The 17,891-nt window shown below is 67.3% G+C and carries 17 protein-coding genes; 13 read left to right on the top strand and 4 right to left on the bottom strand.

Features of this window, described 5'->3' with window-relative positions; translation table 11 throughout:
* Positions 1-119 precede the first annotated feature (119 nt).
* The 13 genes from KF796_13145 (at position 120) to KF796_13085 (ending at position 15,298) form a co-directional block, all read left to right on the top strand.
* Complete coding sequence (locus KF796_13145) at positions 120-1,148, top strand: ABC transporter permease subunit (GenBank protein ID MBX3587580.1); 1,029 nt, start codon at positions 120-122, stop codon at positions 1,146-1,148.
* The gene (locus KF796_13140; protein MBX3587579.1) at positions 1,141-2,184 is read left to right on the top strand and encodes an ABC transporter permease; all 1,044 of its coding nucleotides are present in this window, start codon (positions 1,141-1,143) and stop codon (positions 2,182-2,184) included. The genes KF796_13145 and KF796_13140 overlap by 8 nt, the downstream gene beginning before the upstream one ends.
* Positions 2,181-3,767 (top strand): ABC transporter ATP-binding protein, encoded by a 1,587-nt coding sequence (locus tag KF796_13135; protein ID MBX3587578.1) that lies wholly within the window; start codon positions 2,181-2,183, stop codon positions 3,765-3,767. Before KF796_13140 ends, KF796_13135 begins: the two co-directional genes overlap by 4 nt.
* The gene (arfB, locus tag KF796_13130) at positions 3,767-4,174 is read left to right on the top strand and encodes an aminoacyl-tRNA hydrolase (protein ID MBX3587577.1); all 408 of its coding nucleotides are present in this window, start codon (positions 3,767-3,769) and stop codon (positions 4,172-4,174) included. Before KF796_13135 ends, arfB begins: the two co-directional genes overlap by 1 nt.
* Positions 4,175-4,328: 154 nt before the next feature.
* Complete coding sequence (gene rimP / locus KF796_13125) at positions 4,329-4,895, top strand: ribosome maturation factor RimP (GenBank protein ID MBX3587576.1); 567 nt, start codon at positions 4,329-4,331, stop codon at positions 4,893-4,895.
* 1 nt (position 4,896) lies between these two features.
* On the top strand, positions 4,897-6,393 hold the full coding sequence (gene nusA, locus KF796_13120; GenBank protein MBX3587575.1) for a transcription termination/antitermination protein NusA: 1,497 nt from the start codon (positions 4,897-4,899) through the stop codon (positions 6,391-6,393).
* 24 nt (positions 6,394-6,417) lie between these two features.
* Positions 6,418-9,288 (top strand): translation initiation factor IF-2, encoded by a 2,871-nt coding sequence (infB, locus tag KF796_13115; GenBank protein ID MBX3587574.1) that lies wholly within the window; start codon positions 6,418-6,420, stop codon positions 9,286-9,288.
* Positions 9,289-9,294: 6 nt separating this feature from the next.
* Positions 9,295-9,975, top strand: coding sequence for a signal peptidase I (gene lepB, locus KF796_13110; GenBank protein ID MBX3587573.1), 681 nt, complete (start codon positions 9,295-9,297; stop codon positions 9,973-9,975).
* A 5-nt stretch (positions 9,976-9,980) separates the two neighbouring features.
* Complete coding sequence (gene rbfA / locus KF796_13105) at positions 9,981-10,355, top strand: 30S ribosome-binding factor RbfA (GenBank protein ID MBX3587572.1); 375 nt, start codon at positions 9,981-9,983, stop codon at positions 10,353-10,355.
* A 2-nt stretch (positions 10,356-10,357) separates the two neighbouring features.
* Positions 10,358-11,362 carry a tRNA pseudouridine(55) synthase TruB gene (gene truB, locus KF796_13100; protein ID MBX3587571.1) on the top strand — a complete coding sequence of 335 codons (1,005 nt, stop codon included), beginning with the start codon at positions 10,358-10,360 and terminating at the stop codon, positions 11,360-11,362.
* Positions 11,359-13,188, top strand: a complete 1,830-nt coding sequence (gene typA, locus KF796_13095) for a translational GTPase TypA (GenBank protein MBX3587570.1) — start codon at positions 11,359-11,361, stop codon at positions 13,186-13,188. The genes truB and typA overlap by 4 nt, the downstream gene beginning before the upstream one ends.
* An 85-nt stretch (positions 13,189-13,273) precedes the next feature.
* On the top strand, positions 13,274-14,185 hold the full coding sequence (locus tag KF796_13090; protein ID MBX3587569.1) for a DMT family transporter: 912 nt from the start codon (positions 13,274-13,276) through the stop codon (positions 14,183-14,185).
* Between the two features lie 18 nt (positions 14,186-14,203).
* Positions 14,204-15,298: an enoyl-CoA hydratase/isomerase family protein gene (locus tag KF796_13085; protein ID MBX3587568.1), complete on the top strand. Its 1,095-nt coding sequence runs from the start codon at positions 14,204-14,206 to the stop codon at positions 15,296-15,298.
* Between the two features lie 19 nt (positions 15,299-15,317).
* Here the strand turns inward: KF796_13085 and KF796_13080 are convergent, their stop codons facing one another.
* From KF796_13080 to KF796_13065, 4 genes are all read right to left on the bottom strand, one after another.
* Positions 15,318-16,133 carry an anti-sigma factor gene (locus tag KF796_13080; GenBank protein MBX3587567.1) on the bottom strand — a complete coding sequence of 272 codons (816 nt, stop codon included), beginning with the start codon at positions 16,131-16,133 and terminating at the stop codon, positions 15,318-15,320.
* 16 nt (positions 16,134-16,149) lie between these two features.
* Positions 16,150-16,680 (bottom strand): RNA polymerase sigma factor, encoded by a 531-nt coding sequence (locus KF796_13075; protein MBX3587566.1) that lies wholly within the window; start codon positions 16,678-16,680, stop codon positions 16,150-16,152.
* Between the two features lie 52 nt (positions 16,681-16,732).
* The gene (locus KF796_13070) at positions 16,733-17,098 is read right to left on the bottom strand and encodes a hypothetical protein (GenBank protein ID MBX3587565.1); all 366 of its coding nucleotides are present in this window, start codon (positions 17,096-17,098) and stop codon (positions 16,733-16,735) included.
* 92 nt (positions 17,099-17,190) lie between these two features.
* Positions 17,191-17,865, bottom strand: coding sequence for a CPBP family intramembrane metalloprotease (locus KF796_13065; GenBank protein MBX3587564.1), 675 nt, complete (start codon positions 17,863-17,865; stop codon positions 17,191-17,193).
* Positions 17,866-17,891: the final 26 nt, after the last annotated feature.

Raw genomic sequence — 17,891 nt, 5'->3', positions numbered from 1 at the left:
GAAGCGCCCTGCGGTCGCCTCCCCCCAAGGGGCGTTGCCAGCGGCCCGGCCCTTCGGCAGGCTCAGGACGGGCCAAAGCCGGTTCCGCGGCAACCCCGCTTTCATCGCGTGATTCCACCATGGTCTCTTACATCGCCAAACGCCTGCTGCTGATGCTGCCCACCTTGTTCGGGGTGCTGCTGCTGACCTTTGTGGTGACGCAGTTTGTTCCGGGCGGGCCGGTCGAGCAGTACCTGGCCGAAGCGCGTGCGGCCGGGGGCGGGCGGGCCGAGGGCGGCGGCCTGAGCTACCGGGGCGGGCAGGGCGTGGACCCCAAGCGCATCGAGCAGATCAAGGCCTTGTATGGCTTTGACAAACCGGCCCCCGAGCGCTTCTGGCTCATGCTCAGGCAGTACGCGCGTTTTGACCTGGGTACCAGCTTTTTCCAGAACAAGGATGTCTGGCAACTGCTCAAGGAGAAGCTGCCGGTGTCCATCAGCCTGGGGCTGTGGACTTTCTTCATCAGCTACCTGGTGGCGGTGCCCCTGGGGGTGGCCAAGGCGGTGCGCGCGGGCACCCGGTTTGACCTTGTCACCACCTTGCTGGTGCTGGTGGGCTATGCCATTCCGGGCTTTGTGCTCGGCGTGGCGCTGCTGGTGATATTCGGCGGCCAGCTCCAGTGGTTCCCGCTGCGCGGGCTGACCTCGGGCAACTGGGCCGAACTGAGCTGGGGCGCGCGCATCGTGGACTACCTGTGGCACATCACGCTGCCGGTCACGGCCATGGTGCTGGGCAGCTTCGCGGTCACGGCCATGCTGACCAAGAACGCCTTTCTGGAAGAAATCCGCAAGCAGTACGTGCTGACCGCCCGCGCCAAGGGCCTGAGCGACCGGCAGGTGCTGTGGAAGCACATCTTCCGCAACGCACTGATTCCCATCGTCACCGGCTTCCCCGCAGCCTTCATCGGCGCGTTTTTCACGGGCTCGCTGCTGATCGAAACCCTGTTCTCGCTCGACGGCCTGGGCCTGCTGAGCTACGAGAGCGTGATCCGCCGTGACTACCCGGTGGTGCTGGGCACGCTGTACCTGTTCACGCTGATCGGCCTGTTGACCAAGCTGATCAGCGATCTTTGCTATGTCTGGGTCGATCCAAGGGTGAAATTTGACTGACACGCCAGCCCCATCCCTGAGCCCGGGCCGGCGGGCCTGGCGGCGCTTCCGCCAGAACCGGCTGGGCTTCGTCAGCCTGGTGATCTTCTGCACGCTGGTGGTGCTGAGCCTGTTTGCCGAGCTGATCTCCAATGACAAGCCGCTGGTCGTCCACTACAACGGCAGCTACTACTTCCCGCTGGTGCGCGACTACCCCGAGACCACCTTCGGGGGTGACTTCCTGACCCCCACCGACTACCTGGACCCCTACATCCGAAAAAAGATGTCTGAGGGCCCCAACTGGGCGATCTTTCCGCCCAACCCCTACGGCGCGCGCACGCTGAACTACTTCGCCAAGGAGCCCAATCCCTCGCGGCCCACGCGTGACAACTGGCTGGGCACCGACGACCGCGGGCGCGACCTGCTCGCGCAACTGATTTACGGGTTCCGCCTCAACGTGCTGTTCGGGCTGGCGCTCACGGTCATCGGGGTGGTCATCGGGGTGATCACCGGCGCCTTGCAGGGCTTTTTTGGCGGCAAGACCGACCTGGCGTTCCAGCGTTTCATCGAGGTCTGGGGTTCCATGCCCGAGCTGTACCTGTTGATCATCTTCAGCGCGATCTTCGCGCCCAGCGTCTCGCTGCTGCTGATCCTGCTCAGCCTGTTCGGCTGGATGGGCCTGTCGGACTACGTGCGCGCCGAGTTCCTGCGCAACCGGCAGATGGACTATGTGCGAGCGGCCCGGGCGCTGGGCGTGGGCAACCCGCGCATCATGTGGCGCCACATCCTGCCCAACAGCATGACGCCGGTGGTGACCTTCCTGCCGTTTCGCATGAGCGCGGCCATCCTCGCGCTGACGTCGCTCGACTTCCTGGGCCTGGGCGTGCCACCGGGCACCCCCTCGCTGGGCGAACTGCTCAGCCAGGGCAAGAACAGCATCGATGCCTGGTGGATTTCACTGTTCACCTTCGCCGCGCTGGTCATCACCCTGCTGTTGCTGACCTTCATGGGGGACGCGCTGCGCGACGCCCTGGATCCACGAAAGGCCGAGAAATGACCGCGCCGCTGCTCGACGTCAAGGGCCTGCGGGTCTCGTTTGGCGGCAAGGAGGTGGTTCACGGCGTGGACTTCCATCTGCAGCCCGGTGAAAAGCTCGCCCTGGTGGGCGAGTCGGGGTCGGGCAAGACCGTGACGGCCCTGAGCCTGCTGCGCCTGGCCCTGAATGCCGACGTCGCGGGCCAGGCCTGCTTTGGCGGCCAGGACCTGCTGGCCCTGCCGCAGCGCCAGTTGCGCGCGGTGCGCGGCGCCGAGATCGCCATGATCTTCCAGGAGCCCATGACGGCGCTGAACCCGCTGTTCAGCGTGGGCGACCAGATCGCCGAGATCCTGGAACTCAAGCAGGGCCTGGGCCGGCGCGAGGCGGCCCAGGCCGCCATTCAGCTGCTGGCCGATACCGGCATTCCCGAGCCCGCCAGGCGGGGGCAGGCCTTTCCCCACCAGCTGTCGGGGGGCCAGCGCCAGCGCGCCATGATTGCCATGGCGCTGGCCTGTCAGCCGCGCCTGCTGCTGGCGGATGAACCCACCACCGCACTCGACGTGACCCTGCGCGGGCAGATTCTCGACCTGCTGTCCGATCTGCAGGCCCGAAACGGCATGGCGGTGCTGCTGATCACCCACGACCTGCACCTGGTGCGCAAGTTCGCCGACCGCGTGGCGGTCATGGAGAACGGTCACCTGGTCGAGCATGGGCCCGTGGCGCAGGTGTTCGCCAACCCGCAACATCCCTACACCCGCAAGCTGATCGACAGCCGGCCGGTGCGTGATGTGGTGGCGCCGCCCCCCACAGCGCAAACCGTGATGCAGACCGCGGGGCTGGGCGTGACCTACCCGGTGAAGCTGCCGGGGCTGCGCGGCTGGTTCCGCAAGGGGGCGTTTGTGGCGGTCCGGCAGGTGGGTTTCAGTCTCGCCGAGGGGCGGACCCTGGGGGTGGTGGGCGAGTCGGGGTCTGGCAAATCGACCCTGGCGCTCGCGGCGCTCGGGCTCATGCCGCACACCGGCAACTTGCAGGTGACCGGCCGTGAATGGGGCCGCGATGCCGCCGGCAACCGGGCCTTGCGACGCGTGGTGCAGGTGGTGTTCCAGGACCCGTTTTCGTCGCTGTCGCCGCGCATGACAGTGGAAGAAATCGTGGGCGAGGGCCTGCGGGTGCACGAGCCCGGCCTGGATGCCGCGGCGCGGCGCGAGCGGGTGCTGGCGGCGCTGGGCGACGTGGGCCTGGACCCGGTCCAGTTCCCCGGCCTGCTGGCCCGCTATCCGCACGAGTTTTCGGGCGGCCAGCGCCAGCGCCTGGCGATCGCGCGGGCGCTCATCGTGCAGCCCCGCCTGCTGGTGCTGGACGAGCCCACGAGCGCGCTGGATGTCACCATCCAGAAGCAGGTGCTGGGCCTGCTGCAGCGGCTGCAGCGCGAAAAAGGCCTGAGTTACCTGTTGATCACCCACGACGTGGATGTGATTCGCGCCATGGCGCACGATGTGATGGTCATGAAGGATGGCGACGTGGTCGAGGCCGGTCCGGTGGACCAGGTGCTCAATGCGCCCCGCGAGGCCTACACGCAGCGACTGGTGGCTGCGGCCAGCTGATGGCCCGGGTGCTCATTCCGCAGGCCGAGCTGGTGGTCACCGCCATGCGGGCCCAGGGGGCGGGGGGCCAGAATGTCAACAAGGTCTCCAGCGCCATCCACCTGCGGTTTGACATTGCCGGTTCACCCAGCCTGACCGACGCCCACAAGGCCCGGCTGCTGGCGCTGGCCGACCAGCGCATTACCCGCGACGGCGTGCTGGTCATCAAGGCCCAGGCCCACCGCAGCCAGGACATGAACCGGGCCGAGGCGATCGAGCGGCTGCAGGCGCTGGTGGACAGCGTGGCCAGCGCGCCGCAGGTGCGTCGCGCGACCCGGCCGACCCTGGGCTCCCAGCGCCGGCGGCTTGAGGGCAAAAGCCAGCGAGCCGAGGTCAAGGCCCTGAGGCGCAAGACCGGGGACGACTGAGGGCCCCGGGGGCGTCAGGGCCTGCTAAACCGTTGCAAATCAACGATTTAGGGAGTACAATCCTGCCTTCACGACCAAACGGGCGGGTATCTACCGCCCGTTTTTTTTGGTCGATTGCTTTTGGCCCATTTATTTTCAGGACAGCACACCACAAGTGGCGTTACAGCAGATCGTCGAACAAACCGTGACCGGGCTCGGTTACGACCTGGTGGAGATTGACCGCTCCGCTGGCGGCCTGCTGCGCATCACCATCGATCTGCCCTGGCAGCCGGGCGTCGAGCAGTTCGTGACGGTCGAGGACTGCGAAAAGGTCACCCGGCAGCTGCAGTTTGCGCTGGAAGTGGACGAGGTGGCGTACCGGCGCCTGGAAGTGTCGTCGCCCGGCATTGACCGGCCGTTGCGGCACGAGAAGGATTTTGAGCGCTTCGAGGGCGAGATGGTCGACATCACGCTCAGGGCGCCGATGGGTGTGGCGGCCGCGGGCCAGGTGGCGGCCAACCGCAAGAAGTTTCGCGGCACCCTGGAGCGCGCCGACGGTGGCGGCTGGCAGATCGTCTGGAGCGACGCGCCGCCGGTCAAGCCGGGCCAGAAGGTGAGCAAGAAGAGGGCGCCTGCGCCGTTGCAGGCGCTGGGTTTTACGCTGGCCGAGCTTCGGGAAGCTCGGCTGGCATCGATTGTGGATTTCAAGGGCCGCAAGGCCAAGCTTGCAGGAGAGTCGTGACATGAATCGCGAATTGTTGATGCTGGTGGAAGCCATTTCGCGCGAGAAAAACGTCGAGCGCGACGTGGTGTTGGGTGCAGTCGAGTCAGCCCTGGCACAGGCAACGAAGAAGCTGTACCAGGGCGAGGTGGACATCCGCGTCGCGCTGGACCGCGACAGCGGCAACTACGAGACATTCCGGCGCTGGCTGGTCGTGCCCGACGAGGCCGGCCTGCAGAACCCCGATGCCGAGGAGATGCTCATGGATGCCCGCGAGCGCATCGCCGACGTCGAGGAAGGCGATTACATCGAGGAGCCGGTCGAGTCCGTGCCCATCGGCCGCATTGGCGCGATGGCCGCCAAGCAGGTGATCCTGCAGAAGATCCGCGACGCCGAGCGCGAAATGCTGCTCAACGACTTCATGTCGCGCGGCGACAAGATTTTCGTGGGCACCGTCAAGCGCATGGACAAGGGCGACATCATTGTCGAGTCCGGCCGGGTCGAAGGCCGGCTGCGCCGCGGCGAGATGATCCCCAAGGAAAACCTGCGCAACGGCGACCGCGTCCGCGCCATGATCATGGAAGTGGACCTGACGCTGCGCGGCGCGCCCATCATCCTGTCGCGGTCCGCGCCCGAGTACATGATCGAGCTGTTCCGCCAGGAAGTGCCCGAGATCGAGCAGGGCCTGCTGGAGATCAAGTCCTGTGCCCGCGATGCCGGCAGCCGCGCCAAGATCGCCGTGCTCAGCCACGACAAGCGCGTGGACCCCATTGGCACCTGCGTGGGCGTGCGGGGCACCCGTGTCAACGCCGTCACCAACGAGCTCGCCGGTGAGCGCGTGGACATCGTGCTGTGGTCGGAAGACCCGGCCCAGTTCGTGATCGGCGCGCTGGCGCCCGCCAACGTGTCGTCCATCGTGGTGGACGAGGAAAAGCACGCCATGGACGTGGTGGTGGACGAGGAAAACCTCGCCATTGCCATCGGCCGCGGCGGCCAGAACGTGCGCCTGGCGTCCGAGCTGACCGGCTGGAAGATCAACATCATGGACGCCAACGAGTCCGCCCAGAAGCAGGCCGAGGAAACCGATTCCACGCGCAAGCTGTTCATGGAAAAGCTCGACGTGGACCAGGAAATCGCCGACATCCTGATTGCCGAGGGCTTCACCAGCCTCGAGGAAGTGGCCTACGTGCCATTGCAGGAAATGCTGGAAATCGAAAGCTTTGACGAGGACACCGTCAACGAGCTGCGGGCCCGCGCCAAGGATGCGCTGCTGACGATGGAGATCGTGCGCGAAGAGAGCGTCGATGAGGTGTCGCAGGACCTGCGCGATCTTGAAGGACTGACCCCCACGCTGATCGCCCAGCTTGCTGAGAACGGCGTCCACACACGCGACGACCTGGCCGACCTGGCCGTCGATGAATTGACAGATATCACGGCCCAGTCTGCGGACGAGGCCAAAGCCCTGATCATGAAGGCGCGCGAGCACTGGTTTACCGGTGCCGACGCCTCTCAAGAGTAACGGTCATGAAAGGTAGCACGACACATGTCCAGTACGACCGTCGCCGAGTTTGCCAACGAACTCAAGAAATCAACCGAAACGCTGCTTGAGCAATTGCGCAGCGCCGGCGTGTCCAAGGCATCGCCCGCCGATGCCCTGAGCGACACCGACAAGCAGAAGCTGCTGGGGTACCTGCAGGCCAGCCATGGCACAGCCTCGCCCGAGCGCAAGAAGATCACGCTGGTCAAGAAGTCCACCAGCGAAATCAAGCAGGCCGATGCCACGGGCAAGGCGCGCACCATCCAGGTGGAAGTGCGCAAGAAGCGCACCTTCATCAAGCGCGACGAGAACACCGAGGCCACCGTGGCCGAGGCCGAGCCGGCCGAGGAGCCCGTGAGCGCGGCGCCCGTGATCGACGACGCCGAGCTGTCCCGCCGCGAGGAAGAGGCCCGGCGCCAGGCTGAGCTGATTCGCCGCCAGGAAGAAGAACTGGCCGAAAAGCGCCGCGTGCGCGAAGAGCAGGAAACCCGCGAACGCGAAGCCGCCGAGCAGGCCGCGAAGGCCGCCGAGGAGAAAAAGACCAAGGCCCCCGCGCTGGCTGAAGAAGCCAGCGGCAAGGCCGCTGCGGACGATGGCGCCGACGAGGCCGCGAGCCAGGCTGAAGCCAAGGCCCAGGCCCAGTCCGAGGCCCGCGACAAGGCCGCCGCGGAATCCAAGGCCCGCGCCGACGAGGAAGCCGCGCGTGCGGCCGATCTGGGTGAGCGCCGCCGCAAGGCCGAGGCCGAAGCCGCCGCCATCCGCTCGATGATGTCCACGCCCAAGAAGGTGCTGGTCGCCAAGAAGCCGGAAGAAGCCAAGCCGGTGGCCAAGGCCGCCGACGCCAAGCCCGGCGTCAAGGGCACGCTGCACAAGCCCGCCGCCGGTGCGCCGGCACGCCCGGGTGCGCCCGGCGCTGCCGCGCCCGGTGCCGGCAAGGAAGTCAAGTCCGCCAAGCTGTCGTCCAGCTGGGCAGGCGACCCGGCCAAGAAGAAGGAAATCAAGACCCGCGGCGACGCCTCGGGCGGTGTGGGGCGCAACAGCTGGCGCGGAGGCCCGCGCGGGCGCCGTGGCAACGACCGCGACCGCGAGGAACAGGCCCCGGCCGCACCGGTGGAAGCCCGCGTGATCGAGGTCCATGTGCCTGAAACCATCACCGTGGCCGAACTGGCCCACAAGATGGCGGTCAAGGCCTCGGAGGTGATCAAGCACCTGATGAAGCTGGGCCAGATGGTCACCATCAACCAGCCGCTGGACCAGGACACGGCCATGATCGTGGTCGAGGAAATGGGCCACAAGGCCGTCGTGGCCGCGCTGGACGACCCCGAAGCCTTCACCGACGAGGATGTGGGCGCCGCCGAGGGCGAGGCGCTGACGCGCGCGCCGGTGGTGACCGTCATGGGCCACGTGGACCACGGCAAGACCTCGCTGCTGGACTACATCCGCCGCGCCAAGGTGGCCTCGGGCGAGGCCGGTGGCATCACGCAGCACATTGGCGCCTACCACGTCGAAACGCCGCGCGGCATGGTGTCGTTCCTCGACACCCCGGGCCACGAGGCGTTCACCGCCATGCGGGCCCGCGGCGCGCAGGCCACCGACATCGTGATTCTGGTGGTGGCGGCCGACGACGGCGTCATGCCGCAGACCAAGGAAGCCATCAAGCACGCCAAGGCGGCCGGTGTTCCCATCGTTGTGGCGATCAACAAGATCGACAAGCCCGACGCCAACCTGGACCGCGTCAAGCAGGAGCTGGTGGCCGAGGAAGTGGTGCCCGAAGAGTACGGCGGCGAGTCGCCGTTCGTGGGTGTCTCGGCCAAGACCGGTCAGGGCATTGACGACCTGCTCGAGCAGGTGCTGCTGCAGGCCGAAGTGCTGGAACTCAAGGCGCCGGTGGATGCCATGGCCAAGGGCCTGGTGATCGAGGCCCAGCTCGACAAGGGCCGCGGCCCCGTGGCCACGGTGCTGGTCCAGTCGGGCACGCTCAAGACCGGCGACGTGGTGCTGGCGGGCCAGACCTACGGCCGCGTGCGCGCCATGCTCGACGAGAACGGCAAGTCCATCAAGTCGGCCGGCCCGTCCATTCCGGTGGAAATCCAGGGCCTGTCCGATGTGCCGGGCGCCGGCGACGAGTTCATGGTCATGACCGACGAGCGTCGCGCGCGCGAAATCGCCACCTACCGGGCCGGCAAGTTCCGCAACACCAAGCTGGCCAAGCAGCAGGCCGCCAAGCTCGAGAACATGTTCTCGGACATCACGGCGGGCGAGGTCAAGATGGTGCCCATCATCGTCAAGGCCGACGTGCAGGGTTCGCAGGAAGCGCTGTCGCAGTCGCTGCTCAAGCTGTCCACTGACGAGGTCAAGGTCCAGCTCGTGTACGCCGCCGTGGGCGGTGTCAGCGAGTCCGACGTCAACCTGGCCATCGCGGCCAAGGCCGTGATCATCGGCTTCAACACGCGGGCCGATGCCGGCGCGCGCAAGCTGGCCGAGAACAACGGTGTGGACATCCGCTACTACAGCATCATCTACGACGCCGTCGATGAACTGAAGTCCGCCATGTCGGGCATGCTCACGCCCGACAAGAAGGAAGAAGTCATCGGCACCGCCGAGATCCGCCAGGTGTTCAAGGTCAGCAAGATCGGCTCGATCGCCGGCTGCATGGTCACCTCGGGTGTGGTGCGGCGCTCGGCCCGCCTGCGGCTGCTGCGCGACAACGTGGTCGTCTTCACCGGCGAGCTCGAGTCGCTCAAGCGCTTCAAGGACGATGCCAAGGAAGTCAAGGAAGGCTTCGAGTGCGGCCTGAACATCAAGGGCTACAACGACATCTCCGAGGGCGATGTGCTGGAATTCTTCGAGATTCGGGAAATCGCGCGCACGCTGTAATCCGCCATGGCCTACCTCAAGCACCTTTGGTCCCACAACCGGGGCTTCATGCTCTTCCTGGGGCTGATGCTCGTGTTCCGCTCGGCCGTGGCCGACTGGAACTACGTGCCCTCGTCGTCGATGAACCCGACGCTGGTGGCTGGCGACCGCGTGGCGGTGAACAAGCTGGCCTACAGCCTGCGCGTGCCGCTGACCCTGCACCAGCTGGTGCGCTGGGGCACGCCGCAGCCGGGCGACGTGATCACGTTTGACTCGCCCAGGGACGACGTCAACCTGATCAAGCGCGTGGTGGCCGTGGCCGGGGATGTGGTGGAAATGCGTGACAACACGCTGGTCATCAATGGCCAGGTGCTGACCCGCACGCTGGTCGATGCTTCGCGGATCGTCCCGTCGGAGCTGGGGCCGCTGGACGAGCAGATCTGGCGCGAGCCGCTGGGCCCGTACCCGATCGAGACCGCGCGCCTGCCGGCCATCAACCGTTACCGCGACTTCGCGCCCGTGACGGTGCCCGAAGGCACGGTGATGGTGCTGGGCGACAGCCGCGACAACAGCAACGACTCCCGCTTCATCGGTTTCATCGACGTCAACCGCGTCACCGGCCGCGCCGTGCGCGTGGTCATGTCGCACGACCCGCAGGCGTGGTACCTTCCGCGCGCCGGGCGCTGGTGGCTGCCCCTTCACGGCTGAGACGCATGCCTGCCCGCAAGTCCGCCACCCCCAACCGCAGCTTCAAGGTTGCCGACCAGATCCAGCGCGATCTGACGGAGCTGATCGCGCGCGAGTTGAAGGACCCGCGCGTGGGCATGGTCACGATCCAGGCCGTCGAGGTCACGCCCGACTATGCGCACGCCAAGGTGTTCTTCAGCCTGCTGGTGGGCGATCCCACGGAGTCGGAGCTGGCGCTGAACCAGGCGGCCGGCTTCCTGCGCAACGGCCTGTTCAAGCGCCTGCACATCCACACCGTGCCCACGCTGCACTTCCAGTTCGACCGCACCACCGAGCGGGCGGCCGACATGAACGCGCTGATTGCGCAGGCGGTCGCCTCGCGATCCAAAAACGAGGACTGACAGTGAACGCGCCGCGCACGAGGGTCGTGAGGCGCCCCGTGCATGGGGTGCTTCTGCTGGACAAGCCGCTGGGCCTGTCGAGCAACAACGCCCTGCAGAAATGCAAATGGCTGCTGCGCGCCGAGAAGGCCGGCCACACCGGCACGCTGGACCCCCTGGCCACGGGCGTGCTGCCGCTGTGCTTTGGCGCCGCCACCAAATTCAGCCAGCTGCAGCTTGACGCCGACAAGACCTATGAGGCCGTGGCCTGCCTGGGCGTCAAGACCCGCACAGGCGATGCCGAGGGCGAGGTGATCGAGCGGCGCGAGGTGGCGCCCCTCACGGCGGCCCGCCTGGCCGAGGTGGCCCGGCAATTCACCGGTGCCCAGCGCCAGCTGCCGCCCATGCACAGCGCGCTCAAGAAGTACGGCCGGGCCCTGTACGAATACGCCCGCGAAGGCGTGGATGTGGAGCGGGCACCGCGCGACATCACCATTCATGAGCTGAAACTGCTGGAAGTCCAGGACCCGCGGGAACCGGTAGCTATCAAAATAGTAGCAAAAGTGAGCAAGGGCACCTACATCCGCACGCTGGGCGAGGACATCGGCGAGGCGCTGGGCTGTGGCGCCCATCTCACGGCGCTGCGCCGCACGGCCACCGGCCACTTTGACGTGTCGCAATGCGTGACGCTGGAGGCCTTTGAAGCCATGTCCGAGGACCAGCGCCTGGCCTGCCTGCAGCCGGTCGAGGCGCTGCTGCCCGATCACACCCCTGTCACGCTCGACGCCGACAATGCCGGGCGCTTCCTGTCGGGCCTGCGGCGGCGCGGCAGTTGGCCGGACAACCAGTACATGGCCGTCTATGGCCCTTCCACCGTTCGGGCTGAGCTTGTCGAAGCCCTCGCGAGCCCTTCGACCAGCTCGGGGCGAACGGTGCTGCTTGGCACAGGCCATGCGAAAGCCGGCGAACTGATCCCGGGGCGACTGCTGAGCCCCCCTGAAATACAGCAAATCCTGGAAACACCATGAGCAACAAGCAAATCCGAAACATCGCCATCATCGCCCACGTTGACCACGGCAAGACCACCATGGTCGACCAGCTGCTGCGCCAGTCGGGCACCTTCGCCGAACACGAAAAGGTGGTCGACACCGTGATGGACAACAACGCCATCGAAAAAGAGCGCGGCATCACCATCCTGGCCAAGAACTGCGCCGTGACCTGGGAAGGCACACACATCAACATCGTCGACACCCCCGGCCACGCCGACTTCGGCGGCGAGGTGGAACGCGCCCTGAGCATGGTTGACGGCGTGGTGCTGCTGATCGACGCGCAGGAAGGCCCGATGCCGCAGACCCGCTTCGTGACCAAGAAGGCGCTGGCGCTGGGCCTCAAGCCCATTCTGGTGGTCAACAAGGTGGACAAGCCCGGTGCGCGTCCCGATTACGTGGTCAACGCCGCCTTCGACCTGTTCGACAAGCTCGGCGCCACCGATGAGCAGCTGGATTTCCCCGTGGTTTACGCGTCCGGCATCAACGGCTGGTCGTCGATGGAAGAGGGTGCACCCGGCGAGCAGTGGGGCCCCGACATGTCGGCCCTGTTCAACACCATCCTCAAGCATGTGCCGGCGCAGCAGGGCGACCCTGACGCCCCGCTGCAGCTGCAGATTTCGGCGCTCGACTTCTCCACCTTCGTGGGCCGCATCGGCGTGGGCCGCATCAGCGCCGGCACCATCCGCCCCATGATGGATGTGCTGGTCATGGAAGGACCGGACGGCAAGAGCCTCAAGGGCCGCGTCAACCAGGTGCTGACCTTCCAGGGCCTGGAGCGGGTGCAGACCAAGGAAGCCGGCCCCGGTGAAATCGTGCTGATCAACGGTATTGACGAGATTGGCATTGGCGTGACCCTCACCGACCCGCTCAAGCCGGCGCCCCTGCCCATGCTCAAGGTCGACGAGCCCACCCTGACCATGAACTTCTGCGTCAACACCAGCCCGCTGGCCGGACGCGAAGGCAAGTTCGTCACCAGCCGCCAGATCTGGGACCGCCTGCAAAAGGAGCTGCAGCACAACGTGGCCCTGCGCGTGAGCGAGACCGATGAAGAAGGCATTTTCGAGGTCATGGGCCGTGGTGAACTGCACCTGACCATCCTGCTGGAAAACATGCGCCGCGAAGGCTACGAGCTGGCGGTGTCCAAGCCCCGCGTGGTGTTCCGCGACGTGGGCGGCGTGCGCCACGAGCCCATCGAGATGGTCACGGCCGACATCGAGGAGCAGCACCAGGGCGGCGTGATGCAGGCGCTGGGCGAGCGCAAGGGCGACCTGCTCAACATGGAACCCGATGGCCGTGGCCGCGTGCGCCTGGAGTACCGCATCCCGGCGCGGGGCCTGATCGGCTTCACCAACGAATTCCTCAACCTCACGCGCGGTTCGGGCCTGATCTCCAACATCTTCGACGGCTACGAGGAGCACAAGGGCGACATCGGCGGGCGCAAGAACGGCGTGCTGATCTCGATGGACGATGGCGAAATCTTCAACTATGCGCTGGGCAAGCTGGACGACCGCGGCCGCATGTTCGTGCGGGCCAATGACCCTGTCTACGAAGGCATGATCGTCGGCATCCACAACCGCGACAACGACCTCGTGGTCAATGCCACGCGCACCAAGCAACTCACCAACTTCCGCGTCAGTGGCAAGGAAGACGCGATCAAGATCACGCCGCCCATCATGCTCACGCTGGAATACGGCGTGGAGTTCATCGAAGACGACGAGCTGGTCGAGATCACGCCCAAGAGCATCCGCCTGCGCAAGCGCCACCTGAAAGAGCACGAGCGCAAGCGCGCTTCACGCGAGGCATGAACCGCCGCACTTGCGGACCGCGCCAGGCCCCGGGCGGGCCACGGCGCTCCAGCCCCCACCCCGGGGGTGACCGGCAGGCACTGGCATGAAGCTGCGCCACGGACAGGCCGTCTGGCTGATGGTGGCGGTCACGCTGATGTGGTCGATCGCCGGGGTGGTGACGCGCCAGCTGGCCAGCGCCCACAGTTTTGAAGTCACCTTCTGGCGCAGCTTCTTCACCCTGGCGTCGCTGCTGGTGATCCTGCCGCTGTGGCAGGGGCGGGGCGTGTTCCGTGCCATCCACTGGCGCAACAAGGCCCTGTGGCTGTCGGGTGTGTGCTGGAGCATCATGTTCACGGCCTTCATGCTGGCCCTCACGCTCACCAGCGTGGGCAATGTGCTGGTCACCATGTCGGTGGGGCCGCTGCTCACGGCGCTGATCGCGCGCATCTTCATTGGTCACCGGCTGCCGGCGCGCACCTGGGTGGCCATCGTGCTCGCGGGGCTGGGCATAGGCTGGATGTACGGCACGCAGGTCAATGCCGCCGGTGGCGAGGCCTCGCTGCTGCTGGGCTCGCTGGTGGCGCTGTGCGTGCCGGTGGCCGGCGCCATCAACTGGACCGTGGTGCAGCGCAGCCAGGCCCAGGGCGAGAAGGTCGATCTGGTGCCCTCGGTGCTGGTGGGCGCCGTGATCTCCACGCTGGCCACGCTGCCCCTGGCGCTGCCTTTTGCCGCCACCGGCCCGGACGTGGCCTGGCTGGCTCTGCTGGGCCTGGTGCAGCTGGCCATCCCCTGCACCCTGTCGGTGGTCTGCGCGCGCGTGCTCAAGGCGCCCGAGGTCTCGCTGCTGGCCCTGCTGGAGGTGATCTTTGGCATCCTGTGGGCCTGGTGGGGCGCCAACGAGGCCCCGGGGCCTGAAGTGCTCACCGGCGGCGCGCTGGTGATTGGCGCCCTGGTGGGCAATGAACTGCTGGGCTGGCGCGAGCGGGCGGGCACCCCGCGCATCCAGACTCTCTGACGCGAAAGGACGAAGGCCATGACCGATGTGATTTCCGAGGTCCGGGGCCGCACCGGCTTCATCACGCTGAATCGCCCGCGCGCACTCAACGCCCTGTCGCTGGGCATGGTGCGCGACCTCACAGCCACGCTGCTGGCCTGGCGTGACGACGACAGCGTGGTGGCGGTGGCCATCCGCGGCAGCAACAAGGAAGGGCCGTTTGGCGCCTTCTGCGCGGGCGGAGACATCCGCTTCTTCCACCAGGCCGCGCTCGCGGGCAACCCGGAGCTTGAGGATTTCTTCACCGAGGAATACACGCTCAACCACCTGATCCACCACTACCCCAAGCCCTATGTCGCGTTCATGGACGGCATCGTGATGGGCGGCGGCATGGGCGTGAGCCAGGGCGCCAGCCTGCGCATCGTCACGCCACGCACCCGCATGGCCATGCCCGAAACCCATATCGGCCTGTTCCCGGACGTGGGCGGCGGCTATTTCCTGAGCCGCTGCGCGGGCCACCTGGGCGAGTACCTCGCGCTGACCGGGCAGGCGCTGGACGGCGCGGGCGCCGTGGCGGCGGGCCTGGCCGATGGCCTGGTGCCGGCGGACCGCCTGGCGGGTCTGTGGCAGGCCCTGGGCTCGGGGACGCTTGATTCGGCGGCTGCGATCGAAGCCCATTTTGCTACAGAGTTAATAGCAGACAATGGCCACCCCTCCTGGACTCCAGCCCTTGTTGATGCCCATTTCGGGCTCGGCAGCGTGCCCGCGATCCTGGCGTCGCTTGAAGCCGATGGCAGTGAATGGGCCAGGGCCACGGCCGACACGCTGCGCCACCGCTCGCCCCTGATGCTGCACGTGGTGCTGGAGCAGGTGCGCCGCGCGCGCACCATGACGCTGGCCGACGACCTGCGCATGGAGCGGGACCTGGTGCGCCACTGCTTCCATACCGCCCACCTGGGCCGCTCGGGCGCGACCAGCGAGACCGTGGAGGGCATCCGGGCGCTGGCGGTGGACAAGGACCACAGCCCGCGCTGGAACCCGGCGCGGGTGGAAGACGTGACGCCGCAGATGGTGGCGCCGTTCTTTGCGAGCCCCTGGCCCGCGCACGCGCACCCGCTGCGCGTGCTGGCCTGAGCGCGCAGCCGGCAGCCGGCTAGAGCTGCTGGTAAACGGCGGTGGCCAGCGCCAGCAGGGTCTGCCGGGGCAGCTTGCCCGACAGCGCATAGCCAAACCCCTGGTCCACCCAGTAGAACCCGGGCGTGGGGCCATCGTCGAGGAACCGGAACGCGGTCTCCTTGACATTGGCCTTGCTGCCCGCGCTCACGCTGCCCACGTACAGCGTGATGCGCTCCCCCCCGGTGTTCTGGAACATGAACTGCGCGCGCGCGCCGGCTTCGCCAGGCAGCAGGCGCCCGCCCACGAGTTCAAACCCCTGCGGGGCCAGGTTGGGGATCTTGAGCGGCCGCCCCAGCCGCTTGGACAGCCACTGCACCAGATGCTCCTGCTGCGCGGCCGGCACCTCGACCGGATGACGCACTTCCGGCAGGTACACCGCATGGGCCACCGCCGCCTGCCGGGCAAACTGGCGGACCGGGTTGCCGCTGGCCAGCGTGCCGGCCGCGCCCGGCCGCCAGACAGTGCTGCTGAACCAGCCCAGCACAAACGCGCACAGCACCGAAGCCGCCACGCCGCCCCAGCGCCACCATTGCGAGCGCCGGGCCTGGCCGTCCACCAGCTCCTGGGCCGCGGCAAGAAAGGTGGCGGGCAGCGGCTCGGCGGCCACATCGGCATAGCGCGCGCGCAAGGCCTCGCGCTGTGCGCGCCAGGCGGCCACGGTGTCCTGCGCGGCGGCGTCGCCGGCCATCTGGTCCTGCAGCGCGCTGGCCGCCCAGGGCGCCAGCCGGCCATCCACCAGCGCGTGGAGTTCGTCTTCGTCGGGCGGGCGCCCGGGCGTGGGGGGGTGGGTCATCAGGGTCTCCCGGTCCTTACTTGAGGCGCCGCAGCAGGGGAGGGCTGGCGCGGTCGGCGGCCTGGGGTGGGGCAGACGGGGCCTCGCCCATGAGTTCACGCAGGCGGGTGCGCGCGCGAGACAGGCGCGACATGACCGTGCCCACGGGGATGTCGAGGATGCGGGCCGTGGCCTCGTAGCTCAGGTCCTCCAGCGTCACCATCAGCAGCACGGCCCGCTGGTCGGCGGGCAGGCGCTGCAGGCAGCGGTCCAGGTCCAGGGCATCGTCCACCGGGCCCGCCTGCGCCGCCAGGCTGCCTTCCACATCCTCCAGGGCCACGGCCATCCGGGCGGCCGGCTGGCCGCGGCGCTGGTTGAGGTAGAGGTTGTGCATCAGGGTGAACAGCCAGGCGCGCAGGTCGGTTCCGGCCTGCCACAGCCGCCACTTGGTGCAGGCGCGCTCCAGGGTGTCCTGCACCAGATCGTCGGCGGCCCAGGCGTCGCCAGTCAGCGCGCGCGCATAGCGCCGCAGTCCGGGCAGCTGTTCAATGACCTGGGCGCGGTTCATGGGCGGCTCACGGTATCAGAAAGCCGCCTGTGCTGTGCAAGCGCCGTGGCGATCAGGGGCGCGCCGCCTGCCAGACCTTGTTGAAGCCATCGCCGGTCTTGTCGCCGGGCTTGGTGTCCTTGATCCAGTAGTACAGCGGCTTGCCCTTGAAGGCCCATTGCTGCTTGCCGTCGTCGCGCGCGATCACGGTGTAGTCGCCCGAGGGCTTGTCGGAGGCGGACGCCATCAGCGGCGGCCAGTTGGTGGCGCAAGGGCCGTTGCACACGGACTTGCCTGCCGGGTCCTTGTCAAAGGTGTACAGGGTCATGCCGTTGGCGCCGGTCAGCACGCCATCGGCGACCTTGACCGGCGCGTCGGCCATCGAGGCGCAGGCGCCGAGCAGGGCGGCACTGAGAAGGGCAATGGAAAGTAGTTTCATGGGTTCTCCGGTGGGTGAAAGAAGGCTTCCACCGGCATGAACACATCTCGGTGGCGGCTTATTCCAGCCGCCTGAAAAAAATCCGCTGGCGCTCAAACCCACTTGAACAGGGCTTTGGGAATCACACCCGCAAAATCAATGAAATTGACCACGAAGTGCGCCACGACCAGTGGCAGCACCGAGCGGGTGCGCAGGTAGGCCCCCATGAAAATCAGGCCGATCAGGCCGGTGATCAGGACCGCGTGCAGACCCAGGCTCCAGTGGATCAGCCCGAACGCGGCCGCCGACCCCAGCGCGATCAACACGCGGTTGGCGGTGTAACGCGCCAGCACCGCGCAGGCCAGGCCGCGGAATATGGTTTCCTCCAGCACGGCGACCAGCAACAGCCCGACCGTGAGGTCAAACCGGTCCCAAGCGGGGCTGGCAATGGCCGGCATGCCCCCGAGTGCGGCATAGCCGGGCAGGCCCGCCAGCACGGCGTAGGCATTCTGGTCGATCACGGTGCCCACCAGCGCCATGGCGATCAACGTGATCAGGAAGGGGCTGCGCCCGGGCCAGACCAGCCCCAGGTCTGCCGGGCTCAGGTGGCGCCGGACCAGCAGCCAGCACAGCGCGGCCAGCGGCAGCAGCTTCACGAAGACATAGTCGATGGCCAGCCAGATGCGCCAGTCCGTGACGAGGATGCTGGCGAAGTCGTTGAGGTAGAACGGGCTGGCCAGCAGCACGAAGAGACCGGTCAGCCGCGCCCTGCTGTCGAACTGGATCATGGGTCTCCCGGGGTGAATGGCGGCCA

It is taken from the genome of Ramlibacter sp. (genome assembly GCA_019635435.1).
Lineage (GTDB): Bacteria > Pseudomonadota > Gammaproteobacteria > Burkholderiales > Burkholderiaceae_C > JAHBZM01.
This window is presented reverse-complemented; position numbering and strand designations above follow the sequence as displayed.

What these genes read in the sequence shown, in the direction of transcription:
- KF796_13145 (MBX3587580.1), top strand. Translation starts at nt 120, where the DNA reads ATGGTCTCTTACATCGCCAAACGCCTGCTGCTGATGCTGCCCACCTTG.
- KF796_13135 (MBX3587578.1), top strand. Translation starts at nt 2,181, where the DNA reads ATGACCGCGCCGCTGCTCGACGTCAAGGGCCTGCGGGTCTCGTTTGGC.
- arfB (MBX3587577.1), top strand. Translation starts at nt 3,767, where the DNA reads ATGGCCCGGGTGCTCATTCCGCAGGCCGAGCTGGTGGTCACCGCCATG.
- nusA (MBX3587575.1), top strand. Translation starts at nt 4,897, where the DNA reads ATGAATCGCGAATTGTTGATGCTGGTGGAAGCCATTTCGCGCGAGAAA.
- infB (MBX3587574.1), top strand. Translation starts at nt 6,418, where the DNA reads ATGTCCAGTACGACCGTCGCCGAGTTTGCCAACGAACTCAAGAAATCA.
- lepB (MBX3587573.1), top strand. Translation starts at nt 9,295, where the DNA reads ATGGCCTACCTCAAGCACCTTTGGTCCCACAACCGGGGCTTCATGCTC.
- rbfA (MBX3587572.1), top strand. Translation starts at nt 9,981, where the DNA reads ATGCCTGCCCGCAAGTCCGCCACCCCCAACCGCAGCTTCAAGGTTGCC.
- typA (MBX3587570.1), top strand. Translation starts at nt 11,359, where the DNA reads ATGAGCAACAAGCAAATCCGAAACATCGCCATCATCGCCCACGTTGAC.
- KF796_13090 (MBX3587569.1), top strand. Translation starts at nt 13,274, where the DNA reads ATGAAGCTGCGCCACGGACAGGCCGTCTGGCTGATGGTGGCGGTCACG.
- KF796_13085 (MBX3587568.1), top strand. Translation starts at nt 14,204, where the DNA reads ATGACCGATGTGATTTCCGAGGTCCGGGGCCGCACCGGCTTCATCACG.
- KF796_13080 (MBX3587567.1), bottom strand. Translation starts at nt 16,133, where the DNA reads ATGACCCACCCCCCCACGCCCGGGCGCCCGCCCGACGAAGACGAACTC.
- KF796_13075 (MBX3587566.1), bottom strand. Translation starts at nt 16,680, where the DNA reads ATGAACCGCGCCCAGGTCATTGAACAGCTGCCCGGACTGCGGCGCTAT.
- KF796_13070 (MBX3587565.1), bottom strand. Translation starts at nt 17,098, where the DNA reads ATGAAACTACTTTCCATTGCCCTTCTCAGTGCCGCCCTGCTCGGCGCC.
- KF796_13065 (MBX3587564.1), bottom strand. Translation starts at nt 17,865, where the DNA reads ATGATCCAGTTCGACAGCAGGGCGCGGCTGACCGGTCTCTTCGTGCTG.